The following is a 16,538-nucleotide window of genomic DNA, read 5'->3' on the forward strand; positions in this document are numbered from 1 at the left end:
CATGGAAAACATCACCGGCAACTACGATGCCCTGCAAGCGGCTGCCGAAAAGGCAACCAAGGGTAGCTGGATCAACGTCGGCGCATGGGTAGAAAACGAGCATGACGACCGGAAGGATATCTGCGATTGTCGCCCGAACGGGAACGAAGACTACGAGCAAGCGTTGCGCGACGCCGCCTATATCGCCCTCGCGAACCCGGACACCATCCTTCGACTTCTCCGCGAACGACGCACCGCGCTCACAGCCGCATCGGGGCATCCAACGTATGCAAGCGTTGCAGCCATTCAATATGCCCTCGACGCCGAAGAAGGCTTCGAGTGGCTGTCGCTCTGGAATGAAGGCGAGTTTGAGCGGTGCAGACGGGCTTGGCCTGATGCGCCGGACGACTGTTACATTGGCGCGGACCCGATGCATCCCGAAACACAACGGTTGCTTGCCGCGCATGCCACCCATGATGGGGAGGTGACGCAATGAGCCTGCTGACCCGTGCATATATTCTGGAAAAGTACGGCCCTCGCATGACGCTGGCGCAGCTCGCGCAACTGCTGCTGATGTCGGAGGGAACAATCCGTAATCAGATCAGCGCCGAAACTTTTCCCATTCCGACCTATAAGGAAGGCGGTGGGCGGTTCGCGCCATATGACGCAGTCGCTGACTACCTCGACGCCATGTCTGCCAGAGCTCGTCACAACGTGTCGGCCGTTGCCTAATACAGCCGCAATGGGCGACCCACACTCAGCCAAAAAATTGAGGAGGTCGCCCTACCCTGCGTCGCAGAGTCTACTTCTTGATATGGATCTGAGTCGCAACCTTAACGGGCTGCAGCGTCTTGTACCTTTGAAGAACGTTGTTGTACACACCAGGCGTATTTGCCACGGACACGGTAACCACCAGCACATATGGGAGTGGCACCTGATCCTTCGATGCAACCGCCTTGCCTTCCTCTCTCGTTAAGTACTCGATGTCGAAGACCGGATCATTCAATGTCCCAGGATTGAAACGCCTAGTTCTCGAAAGACAGGACTCCCACTTTTGTGCATCTCGCCGAAGATCACTTTCGCTATCGAACTTATCCTGATTAAAAAATGGGATGGTTTTTTTGTCCGCTCCCACGGGACGGAAAATTACTCCGAGCCCTGCTTTTGTATAGTTCAGAGAGTGTGCTGGGTCGGTAGGCGCAGTAAATGCAAAAGTTGCTTTTATGGTCACTTTACCGTTCAACGGAATATTTGGAAACGGAATCTTCGCCCTCACCGGTTGACCTGGGTTTATCGAGCCGGTGTATATGACCATCGCCTCATGGTCGCCACACACAATGAGCCTTTCCGGGTCGGTCTCGAAACGCCCCCAACCGGTTTCACGCCCTCCAGCCGTGTCATGTGGTTCGGCACGATGAACCATTAGCGCTCTAAGTGCTGTTGCCGAAAGCGGTGCGTCCAACGTCGCCGCCACTCCGATGGCTGCTCGCAAGACAAGTGGTGCAGAAAAGCTCGTGCCCTCAAGGCCGACCAATCCGCCATGTACCGGGGAATACGCATGAAACGCTTCCGCGCCCGAACCCCCAAATGCCACACCATCAGGCTTCATAAGCCCCGGGCTTCGCCCAGGGCCGATGCAACTGTACGGGGCTCGATTCCAGGCCGAACCGGCTGAATCGGCTGCCCCAACTCCGAGCGCATTCACCATATCACTCGGTGGCTGCACTCGCGACAATGACGGATCTGGGTCGTCGCCGTCGTTACCAACCGCTACGGTTGTAAAAGTTCGACCATTTGACAGGCGATGATCTAACAAGGTCGTCCAGACGTGCACATCATCGTCATCGATCGGTATGCACGGCCCTAAGCTCAGGTTCATAAACTGCGGTTGCTCGTTTATCAAAACCCAGTCAATCTTTTTCAATACATCAAAAAGATCGGGGTCACCACCGCTATCTTTTCCAAGAACACGATAATGACGGACACGAGAAAATGGCCGCGGCATAACTGCTTTTTTTGCGGAACCCTCGCCAAACAGAACCGTCGTAGTTACGGTGTTGCCATGCAGCAATAGATTTGCCGCCGTAACTTTCGTATCGGGCCACGTATATTCATCGACCCACTTAGACAGATCTGCATGCCCAATGCCCCCATCGAAGATGGCAACCGATACGCTGGGGTCGAGTTCAGTTTCCTCTGGAAGTGATACCGCATCCCCTCCTTGAACATTCCGTACGGCGACGGGCCGGCTTACCCTTAACGGGGCAAGGCTTCGAACTGCACGCACAAAAGAGAACTTCGCAAGCTCAACAACATTATTGCGGCTCACGTTTACGGGCAAAAATGTCAATCCCGGGACGAATATGGCCTTATCAACAAATACTTCCCCGCCACACTGCTCCGCCCATTTAACGAAACTCTCGAGAATGTAGCTCTGATGAGCCGCCGCGTGGAGCACAACTTCGAGGCTCACTAAATCAGCATCGGAGTCGATCCACTTCACCTTCTGTTCTGCGTGGAAAATTTCGAAATTCTCTATTTTCCTGAAATCATCCTGAAATAACTTCGGGAGTCCTTTTTCCTTAAGACTGGACTCCATAGCCTCGAAGTTCTCGGCACTCCCCGCGACAAATAAAACCGGAGCGGCCTCACCTTCAGGGGGTTCATCCTTGCGCAAGGAAACCTCAGGATGAACAAAGCGACCGCGGCTACCGACGTGACGAAGACCGAATTCGTTCAACAACTGCTGAGGAAAATAACTTTTCGCCAAAAATGCTGGATGCAGGGTCATTTCGACGACGGACTCTCCCTTAGGAGCGATTTTCTCGTCCGTCTGCTTGACCTGCTGGATCACGGTCTTTATCTGCTTGGAAAGTCGACCGCGCATCTCCGAAAATTCGTATGGATAGCGCTTCGCCCCGCCGCCTCGCTTCAGCTTTACAGGCTCAACTAATGTTTCGCCGTACCCTATAAGTAAATTTTTATCGGCCATCCTTTTCCCCGAAAATTGCCTTTATATGTCTACCGACAGTCGTGTGCGCCATCTTGAGACGCGCCGCAATTGCGCGCTGCGACAACCCTTGCAAATGAAGCGAAATTAACTCTAGCTCCATTGCATCATCGTCCGCAAGAGATTTCTTCATTTGCGCCACGATCGCCTGACATAGACACTCTTCATAGGAACGACGGTCGAGCACCGATGCCTTCCGGGCAATATTCAGAATTTTTTCGATACGTGCGTACGTCTGCCCGCGAAGCAAAGCAGATGCGACACGCGAAAAGTCGGCCTTTACCCCCCGAGAAATCATGAATTTCTCAATTGCGGTGGCATCTGGCAAATCAAAGCTTAGGACCAGATCGAAACGGCGCCACACGGCGGGATCCAAGAGCTCCTCGTGGTTGGTCGCGGCTATCAGTAGGGAGGTATCTGGCCAGCTATCGACTGACTGCAGCAATACAGTGACCAGCCTCTTCAGCTCCCCAACGTCAGTCTCGTCGTCTCGACGCTTTGCAATAGAATCGAATTCATCCAGTAGCAGGACACAAGGAAAGCTGCGTGCAAAGTCAATCACTGCTCGGATATTGTTCCCTGTCTTTCCGAGAAAACTGCTCATGACAGTTGAGAGATCAAGTGTCAGAAGAGGTAGCTGGAGCCGAGCAGCAATCCAAGTTGCCGTCATCGTCTTGCCGACCCCCGGCGGTCCCTCCATCAAAACCGATTTACTCGGACTGAGGCCGTTATCCCGCAACTCACTCGCGAGGTCCCATTCGCGAATCAGTTGGCTTACGGGAACTCCCACGGACTCCGCCCATGCTGGACACTCCGCCTCCTCGATAGTCGGGTTGGTAACAGTCACCAAGGTCTGACGACTGTCACCATCTACTGGCACTTGGGTCGGGATTCCGGATTCAACCGCGAAACTTTGCGTAGGCGCCACCTCCCGACGTGCCTTTAACGGCCCATCAGGGGCACCGCCGGCACCTGTACCACCCGCCCTGTCGCGGCCATGCTCCACCTCCGACTGCAAAGCATAGACCTCTCTCGTTGGAGCAGTCCCTTCTGACAGTACGTCAATCAATCGCCCAGCAAGCTCGGGCTCGGCGTCGCGCAAACGGCTGACAGCGCGCCGAAGGCGAAGTTGAAATGCTCGACTATCACCCTTGACCCCCTGATGCGCCAACGAAACCACGAGATCGATCAGAGCGTGATCCATTTTTTCCCTTTAAAATCAATGCGTTCATGCACGTGGTGCATACAATGACTCTATTATAGGGAAACGCGCACCAACTTGCCGAGCCATTTCGCGGTCATTCAGTCGGCACATCAGACAACGCCGCTCGCTCGACCAACCTACCCTTGATCGCGACACTTTTCGGCTGCAAGTTTGTATACCGCCTGAGGTTGCGCCAGTCCTTATGTCCGGTAACAGTGGCAACCTCGGGAATCTGCCAACCGGCCTCGAACAGCGCGCTGGCTGCCTCGTGCCGCAGATCATGCAGGTGCAAATCAACGATTCCTTTCTCATCGCACGCCTGCTTGAAATACTTGCTGGCCGTGCTTTTGCTGAATCGGAAGATGTACTCGTTCGGATGCGGCTCGATCGTCGGATCAGCCTTACGCTTCGCCTCGTATGCGGGTGGCACCGGATATCGCGGTTGACGCAGCAACACTTCGAGCGAATCGCCGATCAGCGGCACCCATTCATCGTTACCCTTCTTCTGTCGCGGGTGTTTGCGATCACGGACGAGCGCGAGCCGACGCTCGACGTCGAGATCCGACCACGTCAGCCGAAACAGCTCCCCCCGCCGGAATGCGCTGTTCATTGCAACTCGGATCACATCCGGCACCGCCTGCTCCCGTTCGGGATGTTCTGCAAACCACTGGAAGATTCTCACGATCTCGTCGCGAGTCGGCCGGCGATCGCGATGCTTGCCGGGGCCGATGAGCTGCAGGTGGTCGAGAGTCGGCCGTGCGATGCTAGGCGCATGCGGCAATCTCAGGTCGAGAAGCGACGCCATATGCTTGTACACGGTCCCGAGCTTGGAGATATCCATGTCGATCGTGTACTGCCCCGCCCCTTCCTTCTTCCGCTCTTGCGCAAACTTCACGAGTCGTTTGGTCGACAGCTTCGCAGCCACCTCGTCATCAAAGTGACTTTCCAGCCGCTTGAGCATGTAGTCTTCGTTCGACTTCTCGGCGACCGGCCGTCCGGAATCGTTGCGAGCGTTTCGATACAAGCGCACCAACTCGCCGACCGTGATCGTCTGCTCGTCGACGGCAGCTTGCCCCTTGTCGATACCGCCCTCGATCTCTCGCGCCCATGCTTCGGCTGCGCCCTTGGTTCGAAACGTCTTTGCTATACTCTGTCCCCGCCGGCGGACTTGAGCACGCCAGCGGTCGCCGATCTTGAGGATCGAAGCCATGAAACACCCCGTTTGTGGACTGTAGCAATGCGTCATCCACATACGCTGCTACAGGGTCGATTTGTAGCAGAATTGTAGCAGGCGGGGCGTTAAACTATGCTTCACACCCCGTCATTTCGCGTCATGCGCGGAAAGACGAAAATCCCGGAAAGGCACACGGGACAAGGCTAAGAGCCTGATTCACAAGGGCTCAGCCCATCCCGCTCAAACTATCCGCTCCCCGTAGTTCAATGGATAGAACAAGCGCCTCCTAAGCGCTAGATACAGGTTCGATTCCTGTCGGGGGGACCAGAGATCCCATCCCAGCGTTACGCGACAAATCTCTTCGCCGAGTTTGGCGTAACTTTGGCGTAACGACGAATTACTTCAGCTCACCTCCTGCTCCACGAAGCCCAAAGGGCAAGCCCTCCCGTTATCGTATGATGTATATCGATCGGAATCGGAGAGCAAGCCGCATGGCGTCAGTGACTATCGATATAGGATCAGGGAAGCGAGCCACGTTGTCTAACAACGGTGAAGTAAGTCGATCCGCGGAACAGCGGGCGGCAGTCTCAGAATTGATGCTCCATTGGCCGAAATACTCCGGACCGGTGACGGGAGCCGTTAGCTATCTCCGAGACTTGGGACTAGCTGGGGCACTCTCCGGCGATCCCGTAGGCGCGCTCAGGTCCGCCATAGAGGACGGGAGAGTGTCCGTAGCAATCGATCGCCCAACGGCCCGTGGCGGGGCGGCTGGAGGTTCGCCCTCAACCCCGCCTTTCCCCAAGGCTAGTAGGCTCGCCAGCGTGCCGGCGTCGCTGGACTACCGATAGATAAGCCACTACCTTCTTGGGCCACGCCTAGCGACGTGTCCGCTGGCGAACTGATGAGCTATCTGCAAAGCGTTGTCGGAATCGGCGGCGCTGGCGGTGCCGCTAAATTCGCAGGAGGTGCGAATTTCACTGACTCCGCCTCACTCAGTGACGCGTCTCCGTTCGATTATTCAGCGGACACCTTGGGCGACGCGGTTCAAGTAGCAGGAATCGACCGAGGCGATATGATGGCCTGCGACATCATCAAAGCCGAATGCAAGGGCTCAGTGCTCCGCGAGTTTCCGGGGCAGTATTTGAATTCGACGCTCAACGAGATTCAAGGCGACGCGAGCGACGGTATCAAAGAGGCGCGTAAGGCGCTCAAGTTGCTCAACGATAATCGATTCAAGAAATAGGTACCCGATATGACCACCAATACACTGTTTCATCTGCTCGACCGGCTCGACTCCGCGAAAATTCACTACACCCTGAGCCGCAATCGACCCGATACGGTCTTGGTCTCGGTTACCGTGGTTGGGATGCGAGTCGAAATAGACGTGTTCCGAGACGGGCATACGGAGGTTTGCATTTTTCGGGGTACGGAGGAGCCTACCGACGATGCCAATGCACTGGACCAGATTATCGAGGCGAATCGAGACTGATTTTTATGGAGTTCTATTTGGCGCGTCTCCCACTCAACCAATTTGTGCCATACAGACATGAGTTCTGTCGGGCGAGCAGCCAAGCTCCAAACCTCTCTCAAGATTCACAAGAAACTCCCCTCTCAAGCCACAACAACCGTAAACTCCACCCCCGACTCAAAATCCAGCGTCGTGGTCGAAAACCGTGGATCCTCGTCGAGGTAGAGCTTGTACGGTCGAACGGCGTCCTCGGCCGTGTACATGTTGTCGGCGAATACAACCGCCCCCGGCCGTAGCAGGCGCTCGACCTGCTTGAACAGCTTCAGATAGGCGTCTGCCCATACGTCGATAAATACCATGTCGACGGTACCGTCCAGTTCGGCAACCGTGTCGAATACGTCGCCCTCCCGCAACTCGACATAGGCGTCCAGGCCGGCTGCTTCGACGTGAGCCCGCAACCGCGCACACTTGAGCGCATCGCCTTCGGTCGCGATGACCACGCCACGTCCCAACGTACGCAGCGCGTCGGCGAAATACAGTGTCGACACGCCGCAGGAACTGCCGAGTTCAAGGATTCTGGCCGGCCGTTGCGCGAGCACCATGTTGCGCAGAAACCTTCCTGTTTCCGCTGACACGGCTAACGATAAAGCACTGCCAGCCGACGACCCGAAATCTTCAGTGAACAAGCCGAACGTTTCCAGAAAACGCCCTCTTAGCCGAGGGGCGAGTGCTTCGTATTCGTCGACGAGCGTTGGAAACGCCTCATTCGGCCCTTGGAACTGCGCACGGGCGCGGGCGACGATTTCGCTCCGGCTTTCTTCATGAAGCCGTTGCAGAAGAACATGAGTAGTTGAAGTCAAGTGCGTTCCCTGATGAGGTTGATCACGTGGACCGCGTATCCAGCAATCGCCAATCCGCCGTCAGGCTCCCCGATCTGCCGTTCCACCATCATCGGCGCGAACAGACGATGCTATGCCCGTCGCGCAAGCGTGATTGCGCGCTCAGGACACGCCGTCACGCAAAGCCCGCACGATCTGCACGCGTCCGCATTGGGCGTATACGCGACCTTCATTCCATGCACGCGCAGCTTCAACCGATGCATCAAACCAAGATCGAGGTAATCGGCCTGATCGATGCGCCGAACCTCGAACACGTTTTCAGGGCAAGCGGTCACGCAATCTCCCTTGCCTTCGCAACGTTTCAGATCGACGAACGGCGCAATCACGCCCGCCTTCTGCTTGCACTCGGCTGTGGATTTCTCGCGCATGCTCACTCCTCGGTAGGCCGCTTGCCGCCCGATCGCCATGCGGCCCGAAATTGCTCGCGTTCTTCGGGCGTCATGGCCTCCCACTTCCGCCAATGGCGCCGGCCGTGCCAGCCGCGATGTCCGCGGAATCCGCCGAGTAGAATGCGGCTCAACACGAGCAAGCCCAGCGCATGGGCGAAGTCGATCGTCCGGGCGCCGACGAATAACCCCGGCATCACCCAATTCCACAGCATCATGACGACCCACCCGAGCACGCCGATGGCGACCACCACGAGCAGCGCTTTGCCCGCACATCTGATTCGAAAATTCATCCGTCGACTCCTCTAGATATCCAGTTCGTCATAAATGGGTTGCAGTCGCGCACGCAGATGCAGGACCGCATAGCGTTTGCGCGCGAGCAGCGTATTGAGCGTGACGCCGCTTTGCGCGGCCATCTCCTTGAAGGACTGCCCGTCCAGTTCGTGCGCGATAAAAACCTCGCGCTGATTCGCCGGCAATTCGTCGAGCGCATCCTGCAACGCCTTGAGCAACAACGTGCGAGCGTAGAGCGCTTCAGGGCCGGCATCGTGCGACGGTAGCGCGAGATCCAGGCGATACTCGCTGTCCGCGTCGTCATCGGCATCGAGCAGATCGGCCAGCGGCTGCTCCTTCTTCTTGCGAAAACGATCGATGATGCGATTACGCGCGGTCCGGAACAGCCACGCACTCGCCTGTTCGATTGGCGCGGGAAGCCGATAAGCCTGCACGAATTCGTGAAGCACATCCTGCAGAACGTCCTCGGCATCGTCCGGGTCGCGGATCCGGCGCCGAATGAAGTTCCCTAGCCTCGTTCGTTCACGCATCACCGTCGCAGTGATGTCGCGGTCTGGGTCGGTCATCGTTTGCGAAGTGGGTGGCGGTTCCATGCGTCTGAAGACGTTTCAGGCGCGCGAATATTGTGGCGAGTGTGAAAAATTTGCGGCTGTACGCGTCGGCTTCACTGCGTTGCAGGGGTTTCAAGGAACAGGCCCGATATGGCATGGGGACTAGCGCGACACGAATCGATTGACTCACGGCATCAACCCGAAGTACACTTCGCGCCGCGGGGTGGAGCAGTCTGGCAGCTCGTCGGGCTCATAACCCGAAGGTCGTAGGTTCAAATCCTACCCCCGCAACCAAATACCGAAGCCCGCTTTGCGAAAGCAAGCGGGCTTTTTGCTGTCCGGGGATGTTGCCGCGCATGCGGCGCAGCACACGAAGATGGGGTAATCGACCGTTCGCCGCGACGTGCGACACGCGATCGCACCTCGTCCATTCTCCGCGGACATGCAGCGAACATTGCGTAGAATTCCGAACCTTCTTCGGTTCAGCACACGGATTTCTCGAATGATTCGAACGATCGCGGCGCTCGCCGCGCTTTCAGCGATGACCGCCACGGCCAACGCCGCCGACACCGGCATGGCGCCTGCCAAGCAACGCTACGTCAGCCCGGGCATCGCCAACGTCACTGGCGCGGGCGCGGGCGCGGTAGCCCCACGCCCGGAAAGCACCTCCCCCGACACGCGGTGCCGGGAACTGGCCGCCGGCATCGATGCACTCACGCACTCGCCCGATCGCGGCCACCGAGTCGTGCGCGGGATAGGCCCGGACGGCAAACCGCGCAACGAACGGCACGCCTATGACAAACGGGCCGACCTGGAAGCCGAGCACCTGCGCGTCGGCTGCCAATAACGAATCACGACCAACGACGAACGCACCGTGACCCGGCTCACTCGCACCGGGCATCGGTCTTTACGCGTTCGCGCCGCCGTCGATCGTCAACCCGGTCCCATTGATCGACCGCCCTTCCGGCCCGACGACGAACGCCACGAGCGCGGCCACGTCATCGGCCTTGCCGTACTGCTGAATCGCCATCCGCGAACGCTGCGCATCGGCATGCTCGCCGTCGGCCGGGTTCATATCGGTATCGGTCGACCCCGGATGCACGATGTTGACCGTGATGCCGCGCGAGCCGAGATCGCGCGCGAGCCCCTGCGTCCAGCCGATCAACGCGGCCTTGCTTGCCGCATAGAGGCTCATCCCCGCATCGGGCACGCGCGTCGCGAGACAACTGCCGGTCGACACGATGCGGCCGCCTTCCCCGAGATGACGCGCCGCCGCCTGCGACGCGACGATCACCGCGCGCACGTTCACGTCCAGCGTCGCATCGATATCGTCGAGCGTGAGGTCGTCCAGCGCGCCGGCCCGGAAAATCCCCGCGTTGTTGACGAGAATGTCGAGGCCGCCGAACGTGTCCGCGGCACGATCGACCGCGTTGCGCACGGCCGTCGGATCGGCGCTGTCGGCCTGGATCGCGATGGCGCGACGGCCCAGCGCCTCGATGCCGGCGACGACGGCCTGCGCCCGCTCGGCCGATTTTTCATACGTGATCGCCACGTCCGCGCCGTCGGCCACCGCACGCGTGTTCACGCGGCGCTCGAAGCCGGCGGGCTGCCTGATCGTGCTGTCGGCGCTGCATCCGGCCGAACGTTCCGATAGGGTCCGGCAAACGCTGATCGAGATGCGCGAGGGCACGGTCGACGCGTTGCAGGAACGCCTCGCACAAGGCATCGCGACCGGTGAAATATCGGCGCACGCGAATCTCGACGCAATCGCGCGCTACTACGTGACGGTTCAACAGGGCATGTCGATCCAGGCGCGCGACGGCGCGAGCCGCCGCAATCTGGAGGCCATCGCGCAAGCCGCGCTGGCCGCGTGGCCGGCGCTCGTCGGCACGAGCAGCGCGGCCGGTGGGTGGCGGCAGGACGCCGCGCAGCGATTACTGCTTCTCGGCTTGCTGCACGTCCTTCGACGCATGCCATACGCGATAGCGCACGTCGAAGCCGTCGGGTACATAGACGACCAGCGGCAGGCGGCTGTTGTAGCGCAGCAGTTGACCGTCACTGCGCACCTGCACGAACCGTTGCTGCGGCGCCTGGCCCGGGCACGCCATCAGCGTCGATGCCGGCCCCTTCACGTCGGTGAGCCGGTAGTACGTATAGCCCCAGCCCTTCACGTCCTCGGCAGTCAGCTCGCCGCCGAACCACTGCTGGTTGCAGTCGGTCTGCAGCGTCTTGCCGATCATCAGCTCGACGCGCGCATCGCCCTCGTTCTCGAGCGCGGGCAGCGCGATCACGACGCGCTGCTGGCCGCTCGCCGCCTGCGGAAACATCTTGATCGACTCGGCCGACACGGCGGGCGCGGAGGCCGGCGCGGCCACGCATGCGGCGGCGGTCGTCACGCAGAAGGCGGCCAGCGCGGCCCGGATCGCGAATTTCATCGATGTGCTCCTGAAAAACAAATGAGCCCCGGATGCTAACACTTTCGTCGCAAGACCTTACGAGGCTGTAATTTGGCGACACAATTGCAAACAGCCGGCAATCCCCGGGCGCGGTACTTATACCGGAACCAACGGAGAACATCATGCTGAAGCTCATTGCCGCCGCCGGCGTCGCTACCCTGCTGGCCGGCTGCGTCGTCGCCCCGGACGCCGGATACGGCTACGGGCAGCCTTACTATTCCGATCCCGGCTATGCGTACGCGCCGTCCCCCGTGTACGGCACGGTCAACATCTGGGGCGGTGGCGGCGGACGCGACTGGGATCGCGGCCGGCGCGACTACCATCGCTGGGACGGCGATCGCGGCAACCGCGGCAACGGCTGGGGGCGCGGCGGCGGACACCGCGGCGACTGGAACGGAGGCGGCGGTGGCGGCGGTCATCGCCACTGACGCGCAATTGCAACCGTTTGTATCCGCGCACGGCCCGCCGAAGGCCGGCGGCGCATTCCGCCCCCCAACGAATCGGCCGCACAAAAAGACAAAGGCCCTCGCATCGAGCGAGGGCCTTTCGTCGTCCGGCCCGGCGAAGCGAACATCGACGGGTACGGGTCAACCGGCCCGAAACCCGCCCGCGCTTACCAGCCGGCCGGCTGCGCGTAGCCGCCCCGCACCGGCGCCCCGCACACGTACGCACGCTGGTAGCGGTCGTAGCAATAGTTCGGGCCGTCGTCCTGATACTGCGCCTGTTGATACGTCGGGTAGGCAGGCTGCTGGTACGCGGGCGCCTGGTAGTACGTCGGCGGTTGATAGGCCTGCGCCTGGTACGCGACGGGCGGATTCATCGCGGACGTCACGATCGCGCCCAGCACCGCGCCGCCGATCAATGCGCCGATGACGGCGCCGCCGTCGCGGCCATGCGCGGACGCCGGGCCCGCGACCGCGAGCGAACCGGCAAGGACACACACTGCGGCAATCTTTTTCATGATGGACTCCCACGCGAAGTGGTACTGGATGCGATGCATTGTGGCGGGACGCGGCCGTAATAGATGCAGCAAGTGGTAACGCGCGATTACCGGTATCGCCCGCGTCGAAACGCGTCGTCGCCGTGCTACGATTTTCGACAGACAGGAGACGCCTTCATGCAGCCTGAAACCGCCCGCCGTTTCGATACCGAATTCGCGCCGCGCATCGCGCAGGCGATCGCCGTATTCTTCGCCGATCACGTTCAGACCGACGTCGTCCCCTATGGCGGGCACGGGCACCCGACGCGCGTGCAGATCCGCAGCGCGCCACACGAGCACGTGAGCGGCTTCATGTATCCGCTGAATCTCGAACTGACCTGGGACATCGACGAAATCGAGAGGCTGATGGAACCGGAAGGCCCGCGGCGCTTCGAGCACTACCTCGCCGCGTTGCCGAAAAAGCTGGGCGCATGGCAAAGCGCGCGCGACATCGATCTCGCGTCGCGCACGCAGGCCGAGCCGCTCGTGCGGCTCGGCGGCCTCGACTTCGAAGGCTGAATGCGCGCGCCCGCCGGCCCCGCGCGGCTTGGCGTCACACGATGCGGCGCGGTGATACACTCGATCGGCCCCGTGCCGGCGCGCCCGCGCCGGCCGGGCCGTTCATCGCCGCCGCCCCTGCACATGGTTGCGCACGCAACCGGCACGCGGGCGCGCGGACAACCACGCTCTCGCTCCCGTCATGAACGCCGATACCGGCCTGCCGCTTCCGCAACGTTACTGGGCGATCGTCTGCGTCGCCCTGGGCATCACGCTCGCCGTGCTCGACGGCGCCATCGCGAACGTCGCATTGCCGACCATCGCGCGCGACCTGCACGCGTCCGACGCCGCGTCGATCTGGATCGTCAACGCGTACCAGCTCGCGGTCACGATCACGCTGCTGCCGCTCGCGTCGCTCGGCGAACGCATCGGCTATCGCCGCATCTACATCGCCGGGCTCGCCCTGTTCACCGCGGCGTCGCTCGGCTGCGCGCTCGCCGGCTCGCTGCCGATGCTGGCCGTGATGCGCGTGATCCAGGGGTTCGGCGCGGCCGGCATCATGAGCGTCAACGCGGCGCTCGTGCGGATGATCTACCCGTCGTCGATGCTCGGGCGCGGGCTGTCGATCAACGCGATGGTGGTCGCGCTGTCGTCGGCGATCGGGCCGACGGTCGCGTCCGCGATCCTGTCGTTCGCGTCATGGCCGTGGCTTTTCGCGGTCAACGTGCCGATCGGCATCGCGGCCGTGCTCGGCAGCGTGCGCGCGCTGCCGGCCAACCCGCTGCACGACGCGCCGTACGACTTCCCGAGCGCGCTGATGAACGCCTGCGTGTTCGGCCTGCTGATCACGGCCGTCGACGGGCTCGGTCACGGCGAAGGTCATGCGTACGTCGCGGCCGAACTGGCCGTCGCATGCGTGGTCGGCTACTTCTTCGTGAAGCGTCAGTTGTCGCAGCCGGCGCCGCTCCTGCCGGTCGACCTGATGCGCATCCCGATGTTCGCGCTGTCGATCTACACGTCGATGGCGTCGTTCACGTCGCAGATGCTCGCGTTCGTCGCGCTGCCGTTCTGGCTGCAGAATTCGCTCGGTTTCTCGCAGGTCGAGACGGGCCTCTACATGACGCCGTGGCCGCTCGTGATCGTATTCGCCGCGCCGCTCGCGGGCGTGCTGTCGGACCGCTATTCGGCCGGCATCCTCGGCGGAATCGGGCTCGCGCTGTTCGCGGCCGGGCTGCTGTCGCTCGCGACGATCGGCGCGCACCCTGGCACGGTCGACATCGTGTGGCGGATGGCGCTGTGCGGCGCGGGCTTCGGGCTGTTCCAGTCGCCGAACAACCGCGCAATGCTGTCGTCGGCGCCGCGCGAGCGCAGCGGCGGCGCCGGCGGCATGCTGAGCACCGCGCGCCTGACGGGCCAGACGCTCGGCGCCGCGCTCGTCGCGCTGATTTTCGGGCTCGTGCCCGACCGCGGGCCGACGATCGCGTTGTATGTCGCCGCGGTGTTCGCGGCGGTGGCCGCGCTCGTCAGCCTGCTGCGCGTCGCGTCGCCGCGGCCGGACACGGCGACCTGACACCGTCTTACCGCACTCGCGGCGGCCATCATGCGGCGTCGAGCGTATCCATCACGAAGCGCACGCGTGCCTTCACGCTCACGCGCGGCAATTCGATCAGCCGATAGCCGTACGACGTATAGCAATCGACCATCGCGTCATGGGTCCGCACCGCTTCGGCAAAATCCTGCCGGCGCTCGGTGTCCTGCACATAGATGTCGGGCCAAGGCGGCGCGACGAACACGCGCCGGTGATAGCGGAAACGCCGCGCCGCGGCTTCCGCGTGCGCGGGTACCGCCAATCCGGTCAGCCGCAGATAACCGATCACGTCCGGCACGCCGCGGTCGAAGAACACCGGCCCGCGCGCCTGCCGCGCGAGATGGTAGGAGCGCATCTCCCAGCCCAGCATCAGCTCGGCGAACGCCGCCGGGTCGCGCCACGGCAGCGCAGGGCCGTCGACCGCCATCTGGTCGCGGATCACACCGCGCCCGGCCTCCTGCGAGCGAGCAAAGCCGGCGCGCTCCAGCGCATCGAGCAAGGTGCTCTTGCCCGAGCCCGGGCCGCCCGTCACGACGAAGAAACGGCCGGCCGTATCGCCCGCCGTTTCGTCGTCGCTACCGGCGTCCGGCGCGCACTCACGCATGCGCGACCCGCCGGCCCGCGCGCTGGGTGACCGACGCCGCCGCCGCGACACTGCGCAGGTCGGCGACGAACGTATCGCGCCAGACCGACAGGTCGTTCTCGCGCAACCGCGCGAGGTTCTGCTCGTGGCGCGCCTGCCGCTCCGCGAGCGGCATCGACAGCGCGCGTTCGAGCGCCTCGGCCATCTGCGACAGGTCGTACGGATTGACGAGCAGCGCGCCGGTCAGCTCGGCCGCCGCGCCCGCGAACTCCGACAGCACGAGCACGCCCGGATCGGCCGGATCCTGCGACGCGACGTACTCCTTCGCGACGAGATTCATCCCGTCGCGCAGCGGCGTCACGTAGCCGACCTGCGACATCCGGAAGAACGCCATCAGCAGGTTGCGCTCGTACTTGCGGTTCAGATACTGGATCGGCGTCCAGTCGAGCTGCGAGAAGCGGCCGTTGATGCGGCCGGCCTCGCCTTCCAGCGTTTCGCGGATGTGCTGATAGGTCTGCACGTCGGAACGCGTCGGCGGCGCGATCTGCAGCAGCGACACGCGCCCCTGCCAGCCCGGCGCATTCGCGAGCATCCGCTCGAACGACTGGAAGCGCTCGACGAGCCCCTTCGAGTAATCGAGGCGGTCGACGCTCATCACCAGCTTCCGATCGCCCAGCGCCTCGCGCAGCATCTTGACCGGCTTGCGCGTGCCGTACTGGACGGCCGCCTGCGCGATCGCGTCAGGATGCACGCCGATCGGATAGGCGGCAACCTTCACGACGCGGCCATGCGCATGCAGCATCCCGTCGTCGCTCGCCGCGCCGATGCCGCGCCGCTCGATGTAATCGGTAAACGCCTGCTTGTCGGCGTCGGTCTGGAAGCCCGCGACGTCGTACGCGCACATGAACTTCACGAGTTCCTCGTGCGGCGGCACGAGGCGCAACATGTCGGGCGACGGAAACGGGATATGCAGGAAGAAGCCGATCGGGTTCTTCACGCCGAGCTCGCGCAGGCAGTGCGCGAACGGCAGCAGGTGGTAGTCGTGCACCCAGATCAGGTCGTCCGGACGCAGCAGCGCGGCGAGCTGCTTCGCGAGCATCGCGTTCACGCGCAGATAACCGGCGTACTCCTGGCGGTCGAAGCGGGCGAGATCGCCGCGGTAATGGAACACCGGCCACAGCGTCGCGTTCGAGAAGCCGCGATAGTACTGGTCGTAGTCGCGCCGGGTCAGCCCGACCGTCGCATACGTCACGTTGCCGTCCCGCTGGATCGCGGGCTCGGCATCCGGCGCACCGACGATCTCGCCGTTCCAGCCGAACCAGACGCCGCCCGTTTCCTTCAGCGCGTCCATCACGCCGACGGCCAGGCCGCCCGCGCTCGGGCGCGTGTCCTCGCCGGCGGCGACACGATTCGATACCACGATCAATCTGCTCATGCGACTTCCCCTCCTCGATTCGATTGGCTGGCGC

General features: G+C 61.9%; 20 protein-coding genes, 2 tRNA genes and 1 pseudogene. 11 read left to right on the forward strand and 12 right to left on the reverse strand.

Going from position 1 to position 16,538, the window contains the following annotated elements; genetic code table 11:
• Window position 1 precedes the first annotated feature (1 nt).
• Complete coding sequence (locus tag CFB89_RS12310; protein ID WP_089468137.1) at window positions 2–475, forward strand: ead/Ea22-like family protein; 474 nt, start codon at window positions 2–4, stop codon at window positions 473–475.
• Window positions 472–711 carry a hypothetical protein gene (locus CFB89_RS12315; protein WP_045599447.1) on the forward strand — a complete coding sequence of 80 codons (240 nt, stop codon included), beginning with the start codon at window positions 472–474 and terminating at the stop codon, window positions 709–711. Before CFB89_RS12310 ends, CFB89_RS12315 begins: the two co-directional genes overlap by 4 nt.
• A 70-nt stretch (window positions 712–781) precedes the next feature.
• On the opposite strand, the gene CFB89_RS12320 is transcribed toward CFB89_RS12315, so the two are convergent.
• The 3 genes from CFB89_RS12320 to CFB89_RS12330 form a co-directional block, all read right to left on the reverse strand.
• On the reverse strand, window positions 782–2,971 hold the full coding sequence (locus CFB89_RS12320; protein ID WP_089468138.1) for a S8 family peptidase: 2,190 nt from the start codon (window positions 2,969–2,971) through the stop codon (window positions 782–784).
• On the reverse strand, window positions 2,961–4,193 hold the full coding sequence (locus CFB89_RS12325; RefSeq protein WP_089468139.1) for an AAA family ATPase: 1,233 nt from the start codon (window positions 4,191–4,193) through the stop codon (window positions 2,961–2,963). Before CFB89_RS12325 ends, CFB89_RS12320 begins: the two co-directional genes overlap by 11 nt.
• Before the next feature lie 94 nt (window positions 4,194–4,287).
• Window positions 4,288–5,445, reverse strand: coding sequence for a site-specific integrase (locus tag CFB89_RS12330; RefSeq protein WP_179233424.1), 1,158 nt, complete (start codon window positions 5,443–5,445; stop codon window positions 4,288–4,290).
• A gap of 174 nt (window positions 5,446–5,619) precedes the next feature.
• Between CFB89_RS12330 and CFB89_RS12335 the strand changes: the two genes are divergently transcribed.
• From CFB89_RS12335 to CFB89_RS12345, 3 genes are all read left to right on the forward strand, one after another.
• A tRNA-Arg gene (locus tag CFB89_RS12335) sits at window positions 5,620–5,694 on the forward strand.
• A gap of 574 nt (window positions 5,695–6,268) precedes the next feature.
• The gene (locus CFB89_RS34850) at window positions 6,269–6,610 is read left to right on the forward strand and encodes a hypothetical protein (RefSeq protein ID WP_179233142.1); all 342 of its coding nucleotides are present in this window, start codon (window positions 6,269–6,271) and stop codon (window positions 6,608–6,610) included.
• A 9-nt stretch (window positions 6,611–6,619) separates the two neighbouring features.
• On the forward strand, window positions 6,620–6,856 hold the full coding sequence (locus tag CFB89_RS12345) for a hypothetical protein (RefSeq protein WP_089468140.1): 237 nt from the start codon (window positions 6,620–6,622) through the stop codon (window positions 6,854–6,856).
• A 122-nt stretch (window positions 6,857–6,978) separates the two neighbouring features.
• On the opposite strand, the gene CFB89_RS12350 is transcribed toward CFB89_RS12345, so the two are convergent.
• From CFB89_RS12350 to CFB89_RS12365, 4 genes are all read right to left on the reverse strand, one after another.
• On the reverse strand, window positions 6,979–7,695 hold the full coding sequence (locus CFB89_RS12350; protein ID WP_089468141.1) for an O-methyltransferase: 717 nt from the start codon (window positions 7,693–7,695) through the stop codon (window positions 6,979–6,981).
• Between the two features lie 110 nt (window positions 7,696–7,805).
• Complete coding sequence (locus tag CFB89_RS12355) at window positions 7,806–8,102, reverse strand: 4Fe-4S dicluster domain-containing protein (protein ID WP_089468142.1); 297 nt, start codon at window positions 8,100–8,102, stop codon at window positions 7,806–7,808.
• 2 nt (window positions 8,103–8,104) lie between these two features.
• Window positions 8,105–8,413 (reverse strand): hypothetical protein, encoded by a 309-nt coding sequence (locus tag CFB89_RS12360; RefSeq protein WP_089468143.1) that lies wholly within the window; start codon window positions 8,411–8,413, stop codon window positions 8,105–8,107.
• A 12-nt stretch (window positions 8,414–8,425) separates the two neighbouring features.
• Complete coding sequence (locus CFB89_RS12365) at window positions 8,426–9,007, reverse strand: RNA polymerase sigma factor (RefSeq protein WP_089468144.1); 582 nt, start codon at window positions 9,005–9,007, stop codon at window positions 8,426–8,428.
• A gap of 175 nt (window positions 9,008–9,182) precedes the next feature.
• On the opposite strand from CFB89_RS12365, the gene CFB89_RS12370 reads away from it, so the two are divergent.
• Together CFB89_RS12370 and CFB89_RS12375 are read left to right on the forward strand one after the other, a co-directional pair.
• Window positions 9,183–9,259 (forward strand) — tRNA-Met (locus CFB89_RS12370).
• Window positions 9,260–9,467: 208 nt separating this feature from the next.
• Window positions 9,468–9,812: a hypothetical protein gene (locus CFB89_RS12375; protein ID WP_089468145.1), complete on the forward strand. Its 345-nt coding sequence runs from the start codon at window positions 9,468–9,470 to the stop codon at window positions 9,810–9,812.
• Between the two features lie 60 nt (window positions 9,813–9,872).
• Here the strand turns inward: CFB89_RS12375 and CFB89_RS12380 are convergent, their stop codons facing one another.
• Complete coding sequence (locus CFB89_RS12380; RefSeq protein WP_373559862.1) at window positions 9,873–10,580, reverse strand: SDR family NAD(P)-dependent oxidoreductase; 708 nt, start codon at window positions 10,578–10,580, stop codon at window positions 9,873–9,875.
• Between CFB89_RS12380 and CFB89_RS35310 the strand changes: the two are divergent.
• Window positions 10,534–10,872 (forward strand): annotated as a pseudogene (locus CFB89_RS35310) (TetR family transcriptional regulator C-terminal domain-containing protein); the annotation flags it as partial. The gene CFB89_RS12380 and the pseudogene CFB89_RS35310 overlap by 47 nt on opposite strands.
• A gap of 27 nt (window positions 10,873–10,899) precedes the next feature.
• Here the strand turns inward: CFB89_RS35310 and eco are convergent.
• Window positions 10,900–11,400, reverse strand: a complete 501-nt coding sequence (gene eco / locus CFB89_RS12390) for a serine protease inhibitor ecotin (protein WP_089468146.1) — start codon at window positions 11,398–11,400, stop codon at window positions 10,900–10,902.
• 143 nt (window positions 11,401–11,543) lie between these two features.
• Here eco and CFB89_RS12395 point away from each other — a divergent pair, with 143 nt between their 5' ends.
• Window positions 11,544–11,849, forward strand: a complete 306-nt coding sequence (locus CFB89_RS12395; protein WP_069618066.1) for a hypothetical protein — start codon at window positions 11,544–11,546, stop codon at window positions 11,847–11,849.
• 185 nt (window positions 11,850–12,034) lie between these two features.
• Here the strand turns inward: CFB89_RS12395 and CFB89_RS12400 are convergent, their stop codons facing one another.
• Window positions 12,035–12,421 carry a hypothetical protein gene (locus CFB89_RS12400; protein ID WP_089468147.1) on the reverse strand — a complete coding sequence of 129 codons (387 nt, stop codon included), beginning with the start codon at window positions 12,419–12,421 and terminating at the stop codon, window positions 12,035–12,037.
• 117 nt (window positions 12,422–12,538) lie between these two features.
• Here CFB89_RS12400 and CFB89_RS12405 point away from each other — a divergent pair, with 117 nt between their 5' ends.
• Complete coding sequence (locus CFB89_RS12405) at window positions 12,539–12,919, forward strand: DUF5594 family protein (RefSeq protein WP_089468148.1); 381 nt, start codon at window positions 12,539–12,541, stop codon at window positions 12,917–12,919.
• Window positions 12,920–13,100: 181 nt separating this feature from the next.
• Window positions 13,101–14,468 carry an MFS transporter gene (locus CFB89_RS12410; RefSeq protein ID WP_089468149.1) on the forward strand — a complete coding sequence of 456 codons (1,368 nt, stop codon included), beginning with the start codon at window positions 13,101–13,103 and terminating at the stop codon, window positions 14,466–14,468.
• Between the two features lie 28 nt (window positions 14,469–14,496).
• On the opposite strand, the gene CFB89_RS12415 is transcribed toward CFB89_RS12410, so the two are convergent.
• Window positions 14,497–15,090, reverse strand: a complete 594-nt coding sequence (locus CFB89_RS12415) for an AAA family ATPase (protein ID WP_089468150.1) — start codon at window positions 15,088–15,090, stop codon at window positions 14,497–14,499.
• Window positions 15,083–16,504 (reverse strand): alpha,alpha-trehalose-phosphate synthase (UDP-forming), encoded by a 1,422-nt coding sequence (gene otsA / locus CFB89_RS12420; RefSeq protein ID WP_089468151.1) that lies wholly within the window; start codon window positions 16,502–16,504, stop codon window positions 15,083–15,085. Before otsA ends, CFB89_RS12415 begins: the two co-directional genes overlap by 8 nt.
• Window positions 16,505–16,538 lie beyond the last annotated feature (34 nt).

Source organism: Burkholderia sp. AU16741 (assembly GCF_002223345.1).
Classification (GTDB): Bacteria; Pseudomonadota; Gammaproteobacteria; order Burkholderiales; family Burkholderiaceae; genus Burkholderia; species Burkholderia sola.